An 18854-nucleotide genomic window follows, 5' to 3' on the forward strand; every position below is an offset into this window, starting at 1 on the left:
CTTCAAAATTGATATTGCTAACATAAGTGACCGATATTAAGGTCTGCTAATTTTTTTATCATAAGTATCCGAAAATGAATGACAGGAGAAGGTAAAATAAGGCAGATATGTTTATTGCAATACTAGAGACATTTTTAAAAATCTTTTTGATCATAATGATCTCAGTGTCCTGTATTGGAAATAAAAACATTCAAGTTAAAATTCATAACACTTCAGATGGTGCTAAAGGTTCTCAAAAGGCCGTTCTACTAAATGCAGATATTAGAAATAATCAACTAACACTTCTAGGTGAGGGCCTTAGCTCTGTAACCGAGATTCGTATCAAAAATAATTCAGGATTAGATGAACAGCTTATAATTGATTCACAGAGTTCAACCTCACTTATTGCAAAGGCAATGGGCAATCTTGTTATTCCCCTAAATGGTGCTCTCTCATTACTTATTAAAGATTCTTATGGTGCCACCACATACCCATTAACTTTTGAATTACAAGATGGTGTCGTCACTGCTGCAAAACTGGATTCAATGGGCGCGATCTCTGGACAAGTTCTTATGTTTGATGGAACGAGTTGGGGACCACAAGATTTATCAGGTTTAGTTTACGCAGGAAACTGGGATGCGAATTCAGGTTCTGCTCCAACTTTAACTCCCGGAGCAGGAGAGTATTACATTGTAAATAATGCCGGTACGACTTCTTTAAATGGAATAAATTCCTGGGCCATTGGTGATTGGGCCGTTTGGAATAGTGTCGATTCGCAGTGGGAAAAAATTGATAATGCCCCTTATGTTAGAAGTTTTAATGGAAGACCTGGAGATATTGTTCCAATGGCAGGTGATTATAATATTAGTGATCTCGCTGGAGTTGATCTTACTGGTAATGCCAATGGTAAAGTTTTAAAGTTCAATGGGACTAATTGGGTACCTGCTGATGATTTAACTGGAGGTGCCGGTTCAGTTACTGAAACGCAATTACAAGATGGTGCTGTCACGACTAATAAAATTGCAGATGGAACAATTACAAATGCAGATATAGATAACGCTGCAGGAATTGCTCAATCAAAAATTAGTGGGCTTACAACTGATCTTTCTAACAAGCTTGGACTTAATGGTGGAACAATGGCCGGTCATATTGATATGAACGGTTCTAATATTGTAAATCCTGGAACTGTTGATGGCGTGGATATTTCTGCTCTATCTACATCTGTTGGAACAAATACGACAGCAATCTCAAATAATGTTTCTTCAATAAATGCAAATACAACAAGTATATCAACGAACGCTACAAATATTTCTGGGAATACAACTGCTATTTCAGCCGTTAGTAATAGAAAGGCCGAAGAGTTCACAACTGCTTGTACTGATAATCAATTTTTAATCGCTAGTAGTGGTGCTCTTGTGTGTGCAGATCCTAGTGGTGATTTAAGTTATGCTTCTTCAGGAAGCTCTCCTAATAATATGGTTTATGTTGATGACAATGGAAGAGTGGCAGTTGGTGATGGAGCAGCAACATCGACCATTACAAGAACCATTGTAAATAATAAAAATCATCCAAACTTACTTATTACTACCAAAGGAAACGCTGATGTTTTAGCTTCTCCTGTTTTAGGTTTTGAAAATAATAAAAGTGATTATGCCGCTATAAGATGGGCAGATTATGGTGATTTGATTTTTAGTATTGGCCATCCTTCGTTGGATAACTCTAATGCAACTTATGATATTTTTTCTTTAAATGGAACAGATCAAAGAATGAATATTCATAAGAAGGCCTACTTTGAAGATAAAATAGGTGTCGGTTTATCGAATCCAACTGAGAAAATTGAAGTTGTAGGTAATGTCAAGGCCACGGCATTTATTGGAGATGGTTCACAGTTAACTGGACTTAGTACGACGGGTGCAAGTAGTACGACGAGTGCTGTGATTACGGCCGATAGCGATTCAAATGGTTCAGGAGATATTTTATTTGTTACGGCAGGAACAGAAAAAGCAACTATTTTGAATAATGGAAATATGGGTGTAGGAGTGAGTGCTCCGACGGCGAAGCTAGAAGTTGATGGAACTATTAGATCAACTTCAACAACACCTTATTTTGAAATGAAAGATTCTGATACGGCCTATGGTTCAAATCCGCAATCAGCTCTCATATTTAAAGATTCTGCTGATACACAGTACTCTTATTTTGGTGCAACTGCAGGAGCCATGAGATGGGACAGTTTACTTCCAATATACTTAAACTCCAATGGTAGTGGTGGGGTTTATGTTAATACTAATGGTCGAGTCGGTATTGGAACAACTTCACCAAATGCACTTTTAGATATTGGTGGCACTGTTCGTGCTCAAGAACTATGTGATGAAACAGGTACTAAGTGTCATGATCTTTCTACTGGTGTAACACCAGTTCTAACTGGGATCTCAAGAGGAACAGCTGCGGCCCCATCAATAATGTTTGGTACAGATACAAATACAGGAATTTATTCACCAGGAACTGATCAAGTCGGTATTAGTGTCGCAGGAGTATTAGATGCTCGCTTTAATTCAAATGCCATTAGTTTTTATAAAAGATTAAACGTAACAAATTACAACAACACATCTATCGTCCCTGAGTTGGGAACAAGTTCTAGTGGAACGATCAATGCTGGAACACTTGTTGGTGAACATGTTTTTGATTATGGAGGAAGAATTACTCCTGATAGAGCATCAATTTACTTAGAGGCCAGTGAAACATTTTCAACTACTGCACAAGGGGCGTCTTTAAATTTTTCTACAATCTTAAATGGAACAACCACGGCCTCAAAAAAAATGACCATAGCAAATAACGGTTATATTGGTGTGGGTTCTCATTCTCCAACAAGTTTATTCCATATTAGAGAACCTGATGATTCGTGGAATAGTTCATTTCGCATGGACCGTTCATGGGAGCCTACCACAGATTATTTTCAAATGATGTACGACTATCAAGGTTTAAAAATTAGAACTATGGCCAATGACACTGATGAGGCCCATATTATTTTTAAGCCTCTTGATAGTGAGGCCATGAGAATTACAGAAGATGGGAAAGTAGGAATTGGTGTTACGAGCCCAAATACGGCCCTTAGTGTAGCTGGAACTGTTGAAGCGACTGCCGTATCAGCAGTAACGACCACAACAGGAACTCTTGGTGTCGTAAGTGGAGTTAGTGGAAATGTTGTGGCGACATTTCGAAACACATCTGATTCGGGGCTTTCAGGTTTTTCTTTTAGGGCCTATGAAAATTCAGACGTTGGATATATGGGCTTTGTTAATCCTGCTGTTCCTGGGCCATATCCTGCAGGTACAGTGACCTTACAGGGGATTGGTATACCTGTTACTTTAGGGATGAGTAATTCTGAAGTCATGAGAGTTCATACGAATGGTAATGTTGGAGTTAAGACGACAAATCCTACACATGACTTTCAAGTAGAAGGTACAGCTGGTCTTTCTTCGGGAACTGCCTGGACGAGTACATCAGATATTCGTTTAAAAGATATTCGTGGTGACTATGAATATGGATTAGACGAAGTTTTGAAACTTCATACCGTTCGATTTAATTATAAAAAAGATAATCCCCTTGGACTTAATAGTGAGCGAGAGATTATTGGATTTATTGCCCAAGAAGTAGAGCAAATTATCCCTGAAGCGATAAAGAGAAGAGATGATGGCTATCTTGAACTTAATGTGGATCCTATTCACTGGGCCGCAATCAATGCGATTAAAGATTTAAACGAAAAAGTTGAGTTGAATAAAGAGATGTTTACTTTTATGAGCAATGGCCTCTCTGAAAAAGTTGAAGATAATTCTCGCGAAATTGCCTCTTTAAAAGAAGAAAATCAAATCTTAAAAGACAGAATTGAACTTCTTGAGAAATCTCTCTGTGAATCGAATCCGTCCTTATCTATCTGTTCGAAAAACTAATTTTAAAAAGTACTGAATCGAAACAGTCCACTAATGACATATTAGTGCCTCAAAAAATTGCGTAACAAAATTGCCACAAGGCTTGAATGATCTAAGTCGCCTTATAGTATTGAGCTTTAATTTTCAAAAGGTTGTATTACTCGGAATGGGGGATGTGAAAAACTGTATGAAATATTAAACGTTTTTCATTGTTGAGCGATAAGATTCTAGTAAAGGTGTGTGAAGAATTATGTGTTTTAAGGGTGATACATAGTTCTATCGTGAGGAATCATGCGACTTAAAAATTTAATAAATAAAATTCTATCATTAATAATCGCCGTTTTTATTTTCATTTCATGCGTGGCCGATAACGGTAAGATTAATGTTAGTTTTAACGGATCTGTTTTCGGCGGACAAACAATTGGTGAAAAATCATCTCTTGTCAGCGCAGATATTCATAATGATGTCTTAACTATTCAAGGGCAGTATTTAAATGGAGTAAAAGAAATTAGAGTTAAAAGTAGTGGAGGTTTTGATGAAGTGTTTGTAATAGAAAATCAAACCAGTTCATCTATCACCGCTAAATCGACCCATCCTCTTCTCATCCCTCTTAATGCTGCACTTTCAATTATCATAAAAGACTCATTCGGGGCGACAACTTATCCACTTACATTCGAACTTCAAGATGGTGCTGTTACACAAGCAAAACTTCACGACATGGGTGCAAACGATGGTGATGTTTTAACTTTCAATCAGTCCATTGGAAAATGGGAGCCTCGCAATTTAAGCGGTCTAAATTTTAAAGGATCATGGGACGCAAGAACAGTTGCTGAAGGTGGGGCCGAAGTTGAACCCGATATTTCACCACAGCCGGGAGATTACTGGCTTGTTGCAAATCCAGGAAATACAGATTTAGATGGAACAATTAATTGGAGAAGTGGAGACTGGGCCATCTTTAATGGAACGAGTTGGCAAAAAATAAGTAATTCAAGTGATGTCATTAGTTTTAACGGTAGACAGGGGGCCGTTGTCCCTGCTTCAGGGGATTATACTTGGGCCGATATTAATAAGACGACTTCTTCAATTAACGATATTGCAGATGTTGATACTTCTACTGTAGCTAGTGGTCAAGTTTTAAAGTGGAATGGAACTCAATGGCTACCAGCAAATGATGATACAACTGCAGTTGCTGGAAGTGTTGGTTCATCAGAAATTGCAGCAGGTGCAATTGATAATTCTCACGTAAGTGCAACTGCTAATATTGATCAATCCAAAATTTCAAATCTAACAACTGATCTTGCAGCGAAATTAAGTCTTGCTGGTGGAATCATGACAGGTGCCATTGATATGGGTGGAAATAATATTGGCAATGTTGGGACAGTCGATGGAGTCGATATTTCAGCTCTTAATACTGCTGTTGGAACAAATACGACAAGTCTATCAAATAAAGTAGATAAAACCACAACAATAAACGGACAGGCGTTATCTGGAAACGTCACATTAACAACAACAGATGTGTCTGAAGGAACGAATCAATACTTTACAGATGCACGCGCAAAAGCAGCAAGTGTTGTGAATTCTACTTCAGGAAGTGAAACCGATCAGGCTGCTTCTGTCGATGCAATGAAAAGTTATGTAACTGCACAAGTTGGGGCGATTAGTTCATCACAGTGGACCACTAATGGATCTGATATTTATTACAACGCAGGTGGCGTCGGAATTGGTGTCTTAGCTCCAACTGAAAAATTAGATATTGCTGGTAACATTAAAGTTAACGGCCTTCTTCTTGGTACTGGTTTAGGTAATGATACAACCAATACAGCATTTGGAAAAAACGCTTTAGTCGCAAACTCGACTGGATGGCAGAACGTTGCAATTGGAGAGTTGGCCATGGAGGCGGCCGTAGGTTCGACTCAAAATACAGCAATAGGTTCCTATGCAATGAGATATGATACAGGTTCAACTAATAACGTCGCCGTTGGAACCTATGCTCTAGAGGGAAATCAGGGGGGAAGTTACAATACAGCGGTTGGAGTTTTCGCTCTTGAATATAATACTTCTGGTAATGATAACGTTGCAGTAGGTGAACAAGCACTTTTAGTGAACTCTACTGGAAGTAATAACGTAGCTGTTGGAAGGCAAAGTTCTGTTTATAACAGAACAGGATCTGGCAACGTTACCATAGGCCACTCTGCTGGGTATGGGACAAGTTCTGTTTCTGATTATTCTAATAATACAATCGTTGGCCATAGAGCTGGTCGTCTTGTTAGAACGGCCGCAAGTAACAACGTATTAATAGGTTATCAAGCTGCAGATTCGTTAACTACGGGTGCAAATAATATTGTCATTGGCCATGACATTGATCTGCCTTCAGCAGCAAGTGCAAATATGCTCAATATCGGAAATCTAATCTATGGTAGCGGTGTCGATGGAAGTGGGACAACTGTCTCCACTGGAAATGTTGGTATAGGCGTTGTAAATCCAAGTTCAAAATTAGAAGTTGCGGGTGATTTAAAGGTATCTTCACTCTCAGGCAGTGGGACGAGATGTCTGCAAACAGACACTAACGGTGTGATAAGTTTATCATCAGGAGCATGTGTTACAGGGGGAGTTGGTGAAGTTAATACTGCATCTAACGTTGGGACTGCGGGTGTGGGCGTATTTAAGCAAAAGATAAGTTCTAATCTAGAATTTCGAAATATTTCTAGTAATGGTGCAATAAATGTCGTTGATGATAGTGCTAATAATGAGATTGATATTGCAGTTAAAGTAGATAATTCAACAATTGAAGTGAGTTCGGATTCATTACAAATAAAGAATGGGGGAGTTGATCTTACGACAAAAGTTACTGGAGCGCTTCCTATATTGAATGGTGGAACAGGAGCAAGCACAGCATCAGGTGCACGAACTAATTTAGGATTAGGTAGTAGTTCTATTGCAAATGCTCCTGCTCTTGCTTGTGTGGCAAGTGAAAAAGTCACTTATGATGGAACAAATTATGTTTGCGCGACAGATTTAAATTCTGATGCGACAAAACTTCCTCTCACTGGTGGGACAATGAGTGGTGCGATTGCAATGGGTGGTAATCTAATCACTGGTCTGTCAAATCCCTCTTCTAATCAAGATGCTGCAACAAAATCTTATGTTGATTCGGCCATATCAAGTTCAAATTTATGGACATTAACAGGCGCAGATGTCTCTAGATTGACTGGTAATGTTGGAATTGGGATCGCAACACCGCTTTCAGATTTTCAAGTTCATAGGGCCAATGGATGGACAACATCTCGAGTTTCAAGTGGAGACTCTGGAGTACAATTACTGTTGAATTCAGTAGGTACTACAGGCTATGACGGTGTCATAAATTATGGTTCAACAAAAGCTTTTTCTATTACTACAGATTATCAATCTAGTGCAGCAGCAGACTTTACTATTTTAGCAAATGGTAATGTCGGTATTGGAACTTCTTCTCCAGCCGTTGAACTCGATGTAAACACTGGGACAATTAATGCTGCATTTTTATGTGATGAAAACAATTCGAATTGTCGCGACCTCTCAGTACCTGTTGCGGGCGATAATCTTGGAAATCATCAGGCCACTCAAAATTTGAACTTACAAGGACATAAATTAGTCGGAAGTGGAGGCTCTTCTGGTCTATCGATTAACTCCAGTGGGGCAATTTCTTTTGATGGCTTTATGCAGAACCACTCTTTTAACGCAGGTACAATTACTGGTCTAACTGGTTTATCTATGAATATGTCGAAAAGGCATATGATAAATGTAAATGCCAATAATTCATCTTCTTATAGTTCATCAAGTGTCTCCGTAGCGACGCCAGATGGAAACGTGGGGATATATAGTGGAAATAGTGCAACAGTGGATGGCGCAGGAGCATTCTATCAACTTGGGGCGAATAATGCCGCTGGTAATGAGCAGAGAGCATATATTGGAGTATCGAGTAATGTTACAGGATATTCTCCTAATCTTGTATTTGGTCATCAGACAGGTCTTAACAGCTATAGCGAGGTTATGAGAATCGATTCTTCTGGCAATGTCGGTATTGGGACTTCTTCTCCAACTTCAGAATTAGATGTTGTTGGAGATATTCAGTATACGGGAGTACTTACTGACGTTTCCGATATTCGTTTGAAAAAAGATTTTGAAAAATTAGAAGGAGCGCTTGAAAAGATAAATAGAGTGGAGACGTACTCTTATGTTATGAGAAATGATCAACATTCAAGAAGAGAATTTGGTGTTATAGCTCAAGAAATAGATGAGATATTTCCTGAATTAGTGAAGATTTTCGATAAGAAAGATGGTCTTTTAAGCGTGAATTATATTGGACTTATTCCATGGACAATTTCAGCGATACAAGAAGTTGACGTTAAAATTGAATCCAATACTAGAAGTATTGCAAGTGTCGAAGATCGAATTGCTAAATTAGAAAGAGAAAATAAAGAACTAAAAGAAAAGTTAAATTTGTTGATTGAGAAGTTGAATGCCAAATAGAATTATAAAGAAAATACTCTTTTGCCTTTTCTTCATGCTTACTAGCTTCTTCTCGGATGCTGCCTGTGTTTCACCTAATGCTTCGGCCGGTTCAATAGATTATAATTCAACAACTAAAAATTCAACTTATTGTAATGGCAGTGAGTGGAAGAATTTAAAATACGGGGGAGTTGATTTCTTATCCGATATTGGTGATGCAAAGAACTTTAAGGCTTCGTCCATAAATTCTCTAGATATGTCTGGAAATTATGCATATGTTACACATGGTACTTCGATGTATGTAATAGATGTCACAGATGTTTCAAACCCCACTTATATTGCAAGTTTTAATCATCCAAATAATACTCAGATAGTGGGCGTGAAGATAGATGGAACAACAGCATACCTTATTTCGAGTAACTGGGTGTTGGCCTTAGATGTAACTATTCCTTCTAATCCTACTCTTATTGGAAGCATATACAATAGCGCAATGACATCTCCTAGATTAATTGAATTTCATAATGGCTATGTGTATGGCCTAAAAGATGGTGCTATTTTTGTATTTGATTTTCTTATTCCAAGTGCTCCTGTTTTTGTTGCATCTTTAGTGGATGCTGTAAATATTAGGCAACCTTTTTCAACTTATGTAAGCGGTAACTTTTTATATATCAGTGACCAAAATTATGATCAGTTAACTATTTTAGATATCACAAATCCAAGTACTATTTCTGTTGAGAGTATGATCAGCGATTCTGTCAAATTAAATGGAATTAGTGATTTGTATGTTCAAGGGAATTATCTTTATGGTGTTGCAAAGTTGGCGAGTTCATTAGTCATTGTTGATGTCACTGATAAAGCAAATCCTTCTATCCTTAAGGAGTTTAAATCATCTGGAATTAATAATGGTGTAAGGCTTGTGGCCTATAATCAATTTCTTTTTGTTGGGTGTGATACTGGTTCCAGCTCTGGAAGCTACTTAACAACTATTGATATTTCGAATCCACTTGAACCCGAAGAAATTTTTAAAATATATATCGAGGGAGGCCGTTTTCCTGGTGCAGATTACATGAAGGCCTCATCAGGACGACTTGCTCTTTATTCCAATGATTCTAATTTTATCTCTACATATGATATTAGCTCAAAACCTTTAGGTAAGCAGAGTATCGAAAATTCATTATTTGCAAAAAACAATAGTTCAACATCTATGATTGCCAGTGCCGGCAATTATGCCGTTGCTGCTGGCGGCGCTGAAGAAATCTTCATCTATGATGTTTCAACACCTTCAACCCCTGTTCCAAGGGGAGCTTGGAGAACACCGCATGGAGTGAATTTATACGGCAGTGCTCTAGAGTTCGATGGACAATATGCGTATTATGGGGCCACAAATCGCGCTACAGTTTATATCGTTGATGTCGGAACAAATCCCGATAGACCAAAAATGGTTGCACAAATAACCGATAATTTGATTGGGTCAGTACACAATATCATTTATCAGAATAACTATATTTATGTTGCAAATAAATTTGGGTCTCGATTAACAATTGTCGATGTTACGAATAGGGCAAACCCAATAATCGTTGGAAGTTTACAAGATTCTACCAATCTCTCTGGTATAGTTGGGCTATTTAAAGAAGGCAATTATGTCTATGTTGCCTCTGGAACTGCAAAAACTTTTTCTATTATCGATGTTTCAGATAAGGCGAATCCAACTCTTGTATCTTCTATAACTGATGCGACGCTCTTCAGTGCACTTGTAGATGTCACAAAAGTTGGAAACTATGTTTATCTGTTAGCTCAAGGTAATGATTCTTTATTCATTATTGATGTAACAAATCCCTTATCACCAGTTTACGTTTCTCAATTTCAAAATTCTACTTACTATGACTATGGATATTCCTTAATTGCGAAAGGAAGCACTCTGGTCATCAGTTCTTTTTTAAGTGGTATTAGTTTTGTTGATATTTCAAATCCATTGAATCCAACACCATATTTTAGAGAAACAGGTTCGAACACGCTTTTCGCAATTAATGGAAATTACGTTTATAACCCAGGTAACTGGGGAATTAAGACCTATGATATTACAACACCTGCAACACCGACTTCTCTAGGAATAGTTAATTATGTCGGCCAGCTCCAAGGAGCGTCTTCATTTCAAAAAGTTGGAAATTATGGACTAATTACAAGCACGACCAATAAGAGTATCGCAATTGTAAATTTAACAGATGTAAACGATTTATTTTTTGAATCATCATTCATTGATACCACTAATCTAAATGGTTCAATTGATATGGTTGTTGATGGTAGTTATGCGTATGTGTTGGGATCAAATCAATTTTCAATATACGACATTTCGACCCTGCCCTCTATTTCATTTGTTTCTAAAGTTACAGATATTTCGACAATTTCTTCAGCATCTCGTTTAATCGTAGAGGGTAATTATTTGTATCTTTCATCGAGCAGTGCGAGCCGAATTACAATTTATGATATTTCTAACAAAGCATCTCCTACTTTGGTCAGTTCTTTAAACGATTCTAATTTGTCAGGTGCTTTTGATATGAAAAAGATCGGCAATTACATTTATACAACATCAAAGACTGCAAAGACGTTTTGCTCAGTTGATGTTAGTAATGTGAGTTCTCCTGCAATTGGTAATTGCTATTCAGATGCAACATATTTTGATGGAATACAAGAATTTGAGATTATCGGAAATATTGCCTTCGTTACAACATACACAACTTCAACGAATCCTACACTTACAAGGTTGGATATTTCTAATCCATTAAATATAACTCTTATTGAAAGTATTAAAACTGGAAGCTCTATGTTTTCCCTAATTAAAAAGGGAAATACAATATTCTTTTCTCATGATAACGGTACAAAATATGGTCAATTTTTTGTTGATGCTTCAGGTGAAGTAAGAGCGCAATCAAAAGATATTGCCTATTATGGTAACTCGACCTATCAGCGATTATATGTGGTGGGTGATTACCTTTATTCAGTAAGTAGTTTAGGTGGGACTTTTTCCATCGTGGATATTTCTGACAAGACCGCACCAAGTTACTTAGAAACTTTTTTTAAACAATCCGATTCAATTAGTTCCGTTAATGAAACCTCTTATGATCATCCCTACTTATATGGGATCAATTATACTGGATATCTACATCGAATAGATGTCAGTGATCCTTTAAACGCCTCTTTAGTGGATGAAGTTCCAAACGTGGCCTACAGTCAGGCAGGAGGTCTCTATGTTAAAAATAATATTGCATTCGTCACAGTGCCCACTTCATCTTCAATATCAAGTTATGATATTAGTAATTTTCAAAGACCAAAACTTCTAAAAAGTATTGCAAGTTTTTCTAATCAAAATAACATTGGTAAAATTAAAGCTGTTGGAAACACTCTCTATGCAGCAGCTGGAAGTTCATCTGTAATTGCTTCTTTTGATATCTCAGATCCTGCTAACTTTACGAGCCTTCATTATTTAAAAGACACAACTAATTTTTCATGGTTTTCATCATTTGATATTTCAGGAAATTATTTATATTTTTGCACTCCTTCAACTGATAAATTACATATCATTGATATCTCGAATCCCTCGGCAATGGTTCGAGTTGATTCAATTGTGGATTCTGTGAATTTTGACAATTGCAGCGACTTGAAGGCCGATGGAAATTATTTGTATCTCTTATCGGCTAGTACAGATTCGTTAACTATAATTGATATCTCGAATCCGACAGTTCCTACTGTTGTTAGTCGTCTTGTTGATCCAGTGAAGCTCGATTATTTACAAAGAATGGTTGTGAACGGGAATTATATCTTGGCCTCAACAACGCTTAGCTCTGGATACACTCTTATAGATATTACGAATAAGAATTCTCCAGAAGTTAATACTAATTTTCAAAATAACTACAATAATGGTGCGGCTTCGATTGGGTTAATCGGTGGCAAGTATTTTAGTTATACAAATAACTCTACAACAGGCCGATTTCTGACCTTTGAGGTGAGACCGGAAATTAATCTGTCTTCATGTTCTGTCGAGGGCCAAATCGCTTGGGATCCCGTCAATAAGGCAATGGGATTTTGCAACGGAACTCATGTGAAGTCCATGGGGACCATCCCCGGTGCTGGCGGAAGCGGATGCTCTTCTCCTTCAGGTATCGCAGGAGCAATGGAATATAATACATCACTTAACCAATTTCAATATTGTGATGGAGCAAATTGGATATCGATATAATGAAATTTATATAAGGTAGGTGTGGGAAGTAAATCTGGTCTCTAATCACATGAAATTATAATTTAAGGCAAACAGTTCTGCGTCGGTAACGTTTCAAAGTTAAAGGCCTCTTACGAGGCCTTCATTTTTTATAGCTTGTTGAAATACTCTTGAGATCCTTTTGGATCAGCTTTCATAGTGTCGCCACCTTTGTTCCAACCAGCAGGACAAACTTCTCCGTGCTTAGCTGTATATTGGTAACCGTCTACTAGACGAGCGATTTCTTCAACATTTCTACCAACTGATAGGTTGTTGATTGAACAGTGTTGAACAACATTGTTGTCGTCGATGATGAAAGTTCCACGGAAAGCAACAGCTTCGTCCATTAGTACACCGTAGTTTCTAGAAACTTCTTTTGTAAGGTCAGCAAGAAGTGGGTAGTTGATTTCTCCAAGACCACCTTTGTTTCTTGGTTGTTGTGTCCAAGCAAGGTGAGAGAATTCAGAATCAACTGAACAACCGATAACTTCGCAGTTCATATCTTTGAACATTGCAATTTTATCAGAGAAAGCTGTGATTTCAGTTGGACATACAAATGTGAAATCTAGTGGGTAAAAGAAAAGAACTTTCCACTTTCCGTTAAAATCTGAAAGTGAGATTTCTTTGATAGCTCCATTAACAACAGCGTTTCCTTTGAAGTCTGGTGCTTGTTTTCCGACTAGAGTAGTTGGGTAAACTTTTTCAGTCATAACCTTCTCCTTATTGATGGTTTAGTTAAGAGTAAATTAGCAAAAATCGTAATTTCAAAAACTCTAGTTGTAAATGCGCTGTATTTCAATTTAGGGGCCTTTTTAGCCTAGGAGGAAATTATTGACGTATTTTTTACAAACCTTAGTGATATTAATATGTTATCATTGGCTGTCAGCTTTTTAGGATTTATTTAAAGATTCTAGTTCGCACTGACGATAAGATTATTTGAAATGGAACAACATTCGACTGGAGAAAGGGGAAAATATGACTAAGTCCACTGTCAACTACATTCCAAACCCAATTGTTATTGAACAAACATCGCGTGGTGAGCGTCAATACGATATTTATTCTAGACTCTTAATTGATAGAATTATCTTTTTAGGTACACAAGTAAACGATACTGTGGCCAATCTTCTTATTGCTCAAATGCTTTTCCTAGAGCAAGACAATCCAGAAGATCCAATTCACTTTTACATCAACAGTCCAGGTGGATCTGTTTACGCAGGTCTTGGGATTTACGATATTATGCAACACGTATCTTGCCCAGTTTATACTTACTGTGTAGGTCTTGCGGCATCTATGGGTTCACTTCTTCTTGCTGCTGGTGAAGCTGGGCATAGACACGCTCTTCCTCACTCGAGAATTATGATTCACCAACCACTCGGTGGAGCGCAAGGTCAGTGTTCTGATATTCAAATTCAAGCGAAAGAAATTCAAGATCTAAAAGATCAGTTGAACGGTATTTATATCAAGCACTCTTCTGTTGATATGGACATGGCAAAAATCGTGGCCGCAACAGATCGTGATAATTATCTAAATCCTAATCAAGCAATTGAGCTTGGGATTATTGATCACATGATTGAACCAAAAAAACTTAGAAAATAATTAGCGTAGGCTTTAGAAAAAGGAACTGAAGATGTCAGACAAAAAAACAAGCTACAACAGTGCACTACACTGTAACTTCTGTGGTAAGTCGCAAAGAGAAGTAAAAAAGCTTATTGCGGGGCCGGCAGTTTACATTTGTGATGAGTGTATTGAGCTTTGTAATGAAATTATTTTTGAAGACTCGATGAAATCGACTTCAAAAGCGGCGCTTGATAATGTGCCTAAGCCACATGAAATTAAGACGCACCTTGATCAATATGTTATTGGTCAGGAAAGAGCGAAGAAAATTATTTCTGTTGCCGTTCATAACCATTACAAGAGACTTGCTCATGGTGACATGAAACTTAAAGATGGTGTTGAACTTCAAAAGTCTAACATCCTACTTGCAGGACCGACAGGATCAGGGAAAACTTTGATCGCTCAGTCACTTGCTAAGTTTTTAAATGTTCCTTTTGCTATTGCCGATGCCACTTCACTCACAGAAGCTGGTTACGTAGGGGAAGACGTTGAGAATATCATTCTTAATCTTCTTCAAAACTGTGACTTTGACGTAGAAAGAGCAGAGCGTGGAATTGTTTATATTGATGAGATTGATAAGATTGCAAGAAAATCTGAAAACCCATCAATTACAAGAGACGTTTCTGGTGAAGGTGTTCAGCAGGCCCTTCTAAAACTAATTGAAGGTACTGTTGCAGCTGTTCCTCCAAAAGGTGGAAGAAAGCACCCACAACAAGAGTTTATTCAAGTTAACACAAAGAATATTCTTTTCATCGTTGCAGGAGCTTTCGTAGGGCTTGATAAAATTATCGAAAAGCGTATGACGAAGAGACCAATGGGTCTAGTATCTACTAAAGACAAAACGGCTGAGCAGTCAGTTGTAGAAAAACTTGGTGGAATTGAGGTTGAAGATTTAACTCGCTTCGGATTAATTCCAGAGTTTATTGGACGTCTTCCTGTAAACGCACTTCTTTCTGAACTTGATGAAGAAGCACTTGTTTCGATTCTTACAGAGCCAAAAAATGCGATTACGAAGCAGTACCAAAGACTATTTGAGTTTGATGGTATCAAGCTAGAATTCGAACCAGACGCTCTAATTGAAGTTGCAAAAATTGCACTTGAAAAGAGAACTGGGGCCAGAGGTTTAAGAGCAATTCTTGAGCAGACAATGCTAGACGTAATGTATGATGTTCCGACAAACGAAACAATTAATAAAATCATCGTTACTAAGAATGCAATTCTTGGAACTGAGAAGCCAAAACTAATTGAAGGTGAGAGATCTGAATTCAAACCAGCAATTGATGCTTCTAAGAAAAAAGATAAAATCGGATCAGCTTCTTAAGAAAAATTCCAAAATGATTTTTTCATAAAGGCCCACTTTTATAGTGGGCCTTTTCTTTTTTTTGACAAAAAAACTCAAACTTAAATTTCTTTTATTTTAATTTAGACATTCTTATAATCTTATTTACATTACAAACTAAGGTGAAGGGAAAGGAGAATTTCATGAGGAAATTAACCCTAGCAGTTGTTGCTTTTGCTGCCGTCGCAAGCACAAATGTACTAGCAGGTGCTAAAGAAGATTTTATTGATGCTGTTGTTAAACAATGTGGAAAGTCACAAGCTGATGCTGAGGCGATGGCCACACCAGGAAGATCGGGAAATGTGATCAAGTTTAAAACTTGTTCAAGTGCAACTGTAGACATCGATGGATGTACTCTACAGTGTAAAGATGCGTCTTCTTCTATTGGTGGTTAATTAAAATTTTAAAAGGATTTAAAAAATGAAAAGAATTATTGCTAGCACATTTGCTCTTGCAACACTTTCAGGAGCTGCTTACGCTCAAAACGTAAAAGACTTAGAAAAAAGAATTGAAGACCTTGAGTTTTCAAACTATGAAAAATACTTCTCATGGTCAGGTTCTCTTGAAAACAGATTTGATTCAACAACATCTGAAGAGAAAAAGCCAACGACTACAAACAAAGGAACTCAAAGTTACTTTGAAACACAATTAATGATCGATATGATGTCTAGGCCATCAGACAAACTAAGTTTCTTTGGTCGTCTCTCAATGAGAAAACTTTGGAATGATGGTTCATACAATGCTGCTCAAACAAGTGGAAATAATGGGGGAGACGCGCGTGGAAATGACGGTCTTTTCACGACATGGGGTTATGGTAGAGAAAGAGGAACTGCAGCTGTTTATGTAGAAAGAGCATTCATGAACTACCAAATGATGCCAAGTTTAACTTTCACAATTGGTCGTCTTCCAACGATTGATGGTATGCCTAAGCATATTACTTCGGCCTCTCCAACTCTTGGTTCATATCCAACTCTTGCTTTCTCTGCCATTCTTGATGGTATGGCCCTTACTCATGGTGCTAAAGTTGGTGGTGGAGATCTTAAAACGAGATTCATCTATACTCCGCTTCAATTTGCCAACTACAATGCCAACCCAACAAATACAAGTGGTCGTGGAATTGGTAATACAAATGATACAGATGGCAAGAAAGTTTCAACAAACAACCTTATGTATTCTTTCATGCTAGATTACACAAAAGGTGCAACTAAGTTCGTAAGAAATACAAATCTCATTCTTCAGTGGGTAAATATTAATGAAGCGTTCTTTGGTGCAAGTACTTCATCTACGCTAAGACTAACAAACCAAAGACTTGCTCTATATGCTGAGTTTGCTGGTATCGCGGGAACAGGATTTGATTTTGCTGCTCAATTTGCAATGTCTAAGTCAGAATCAGAAGGTAAGTTAAGTGGTGCTCTAGGTGTTTATTGTAACGAGAGCAAGTGTGATGTTGATGGTAACTCATATGTGCTAACAGCTAAGTATAACTTTGGTAAATTTGCTCTTGGTTATGAGTACATTAACCACGATAAAAACTCATTTGCTTACGACGTAGCTAACCGTGGACCATTAAATATCTATGGTACAGCTGCTTCAAATACTCACCACATGTTTGCGAACTGGAAAATCGATAACAACCTTAAAATGGTTTTTGGTTACCAAATGCAACAAGTTGACGAACTCTACACTTACGGACTATTCGGTAAGGGGACAGCGGCAGATGTTGAAAGAACAAATTTCTACACACGTCTAATTGCCAACTTCTAATGCTAGTGTGAAATAAAATTAGTTCCTTGGACCCCCATTTTTGGGGGTCTTTTTTATGAAGATATCCCCAAATTCATCTACTTCTAACTGCTTATTTTTCTTAAGAATCTCTTGATCAAATTTCTCAACGAGAAGCGTTTATAATTCTCGATATGAAATTACAAAACAACCTCTACAAATTTTTGTTTTTTACACTCGTTATCCTTGGTGCAGGGCTTGCGCTTATACACAATAAGAGCAACCACGTGCGAGAGCATTTAAATGTGATCGCAAGACAAGAGATTTCGCTCGTTCAGGAGAGTTATAAACTCGAATATGAGCTTAGAAAGATTCAGATCAATGTGGAAAAGGTCCGAACTTTCTTAGAGTCAAACCTTGCAAGCGGGGATCAATTAAATGAATCCTTTAGTGTAATCTTTAAAGATGCTCAAACTGAAACTCAAAAATCCATGGATAAGATTAATGAGGTTGTGGGCAGTATGAAGGCAAGTATTGTCAGCAATGGAGAGCTTGCAACGATGGCAAGACTTGGCGTGAATTCCTTTCAAGAAGAGCTTGCGACACTGTCAACACTACTTGAAGAACTTAATCAAGAAGTAGAAATCGCTATATCTTCTAAGGAAATTCTTCCTTTACAGGATAAATTTACAAAAATTTTGGAAGAAATCGATTTCATTTCAAGCGCCCTTCGCAGTGACTTTGAATTGATCACAGGCACAAGTAAAAGAGTGATTGTAAATGATGCCCAAGATATGGGAACTATCTTTATGGTGATGTCGATTGTTTCAATTTCTTTTCTAGTTGGAATCACTCTCTATGTAAGAAGAAGAATATTTAGGCCACTTGATGAAGCGACAAAAATTGCCAATGACGTAAAACGTGGCCGTCGTAAAATTTTTCATGGGCCCGAGACAGATGATGAACTTGGAAATTTTATGGAAAGTGTTCGCAATATGACATTTTCTTTAAGAGAATTTGAACACAAATTACAATTTGAAAGAGACAAGGCCCAATTTTCTGAAAAATCATTATTTAACTTTTTAAAGAATCTTAATCATCAAGTACGAACACCACTTTTTGTTATTTCTGGTTTTATTGGTGAATTGGAAGAAGATAAACTCACTCCAAAAGGTAAAGGCCTTGTCACAGAAGTTCATAAAGAAGTTGATCGTATTCACCGTGTTCTTGATGAAGTTATGAACTTTTTAACTTTAAGAATTGGAAATTCTAAAGTTGAGAAAAATCCAATTGCTGTGGATGACTTTAAACATTTTCTTTATGACGAGTTTTATACAAAGGCCATAGCTAAAGGAATTCATTTTCATGTTGAGATGTCCAATAATCTAAATGAACAAAAAGTTATTGTGACAGATCAAGAATTGTTAAAAAGAGTCACCTACGAAATTGTAGATAATGCTATTAAAAATACCTCCAGTGGAGGAGTGGATATCCACTTTAATTTAGATAGTGAGAGTTTTTCAATTACGGTGGCCGA

9 protein-coding genes are annotated in these 18854 nt (G+C 37.4%); 8 read left to right on the forward strand and 1 reads right to left on the reverse strand.

Features of this window, described 5'->3' with window-relative positions:
- The first annotated feature begins 107 nt into the window (after positions 1-107).
- From M899_RS09365 to M899_RS09375, 3 genes are all read left to right on the forward strand, one after another.
- A complete protein-coding gene (locus tag M899_RS09365; RefSeq protein ID WP_021271193.1) occupies positions 108-3926 on the forward strand; it encodes a tail fiber domain-containing protein in 3819 nt (1272 codons plus the stop codon).
- A gap of 270 nt (positions 3927-4196) precedes the next feature.
- Positions 4197-8411 carry a tail fiber domain-containing protein gene (locus tag M899_RS09370; protein ID WP_021271183.1) on the forward strand — a complete coding sequence of 1405 codons (4215 nt, stop codon included), beginning with the start codon at positions 4197-4199 and terminating at the stop codon, positions 8409-8411.
- Positions 8401-12624, forward strand: coding sequence for an LVIVD repeat-containing protein (locus tag M899_RS09375; RefSeq protein WP_021271174.1), 4224 nt, complete (start codon positions 8401-8403; stop codon positions 12622-12624). The genes M899_RS09370 and M899_RS09375 overlap by 11 nt, the downstream gene beginning before the upstream one ends.
- A 128-nt stretch (positions 12625-12752) precedes the next feature.
- Here the strand turns inward: M899_RS09375 and M899_RS09380 are convergent, their stop codons facing one another.
- Entirely contained in the window at positions 12753-13352 is a 600-nt protein-coding gene (locus tag M899_RS09380) for a peroxiredoxin (RefSeq protein ID WP_021271179.1), read from the reverse strand.
- A gap of 265 nt (positions 13353-13617) precedes the next feature.
- On the opposite strand from M899_RS09380, the gene M899_RS09385 reads away from it, so the two are divergent.
- The 5 genes from M899_RS09385 to M899_RS09405 all read left to right on the forward strand — a co-directional run.
- Positions 13618-14238 (forward strand): ATP-dependent Clp protease proteolytic subunit, encoded by a 621-nt coding sequence (locus tag M899_RS09385; RefSeq protein ID WP_021271177.1) that lies wholly within the window; start codon positions 13618-13620, stop codon positions 14236-14238.
- A 31-nt stretch (positions 14239-14269) separates the two neighbouring features.
- Positions 14270-15577 (forward strand): ATP-dependent Clp protease ATP-binding subunit ClpX, encoded by a 1308-nt coding sequence (gene clpX / locus M899_RS09390; protein ID WP_021271173.1) that lies wholly within the window; start codon positions 14270-14272, stop codon positions 15575-15577.
- Between the two features lie 161 nt (positions 15578-15738).
- Complete coding sequence (locus M899_RS09395; protein ID WP_021271185.1) at positions 15739-15990, forward strand: hypothetical protein; 252 nt, start codon at positions 15739-15741, stop codon at positions 15988-15990.
- A 25-nt stretch (positions 15991-16015) separates the two neighbouring features.
- Positions 16016-17359: a DUF3373 family protein gene (locus tag M899_RS09400; protein ID WP_021271189.1), complete on the forward strand. Its 1344-nt coding sequence runs from the start codon at positions 16016-16018 to the stop codon at positions 17357-17359.
- Positions 17360-17511: 152 nt separating this feature from the next.
- On the forward strand, positions 17512-18854 hold a 1343-nt coding region (locus M899_RS09405), incomplete at its 3' end, for a sensor histidine kinase (protein WP_155897172.1).

The sequence above is a fragment of the Bacteriovorax sp. BSW11_IV genome (assembly GCF_000447755.1).
GTDB lineage: Bacteria > Bdellovibrionota > Bacteriovoracia > Bacteriovoracales > Bacteriovoracaceae > BSW11-IV.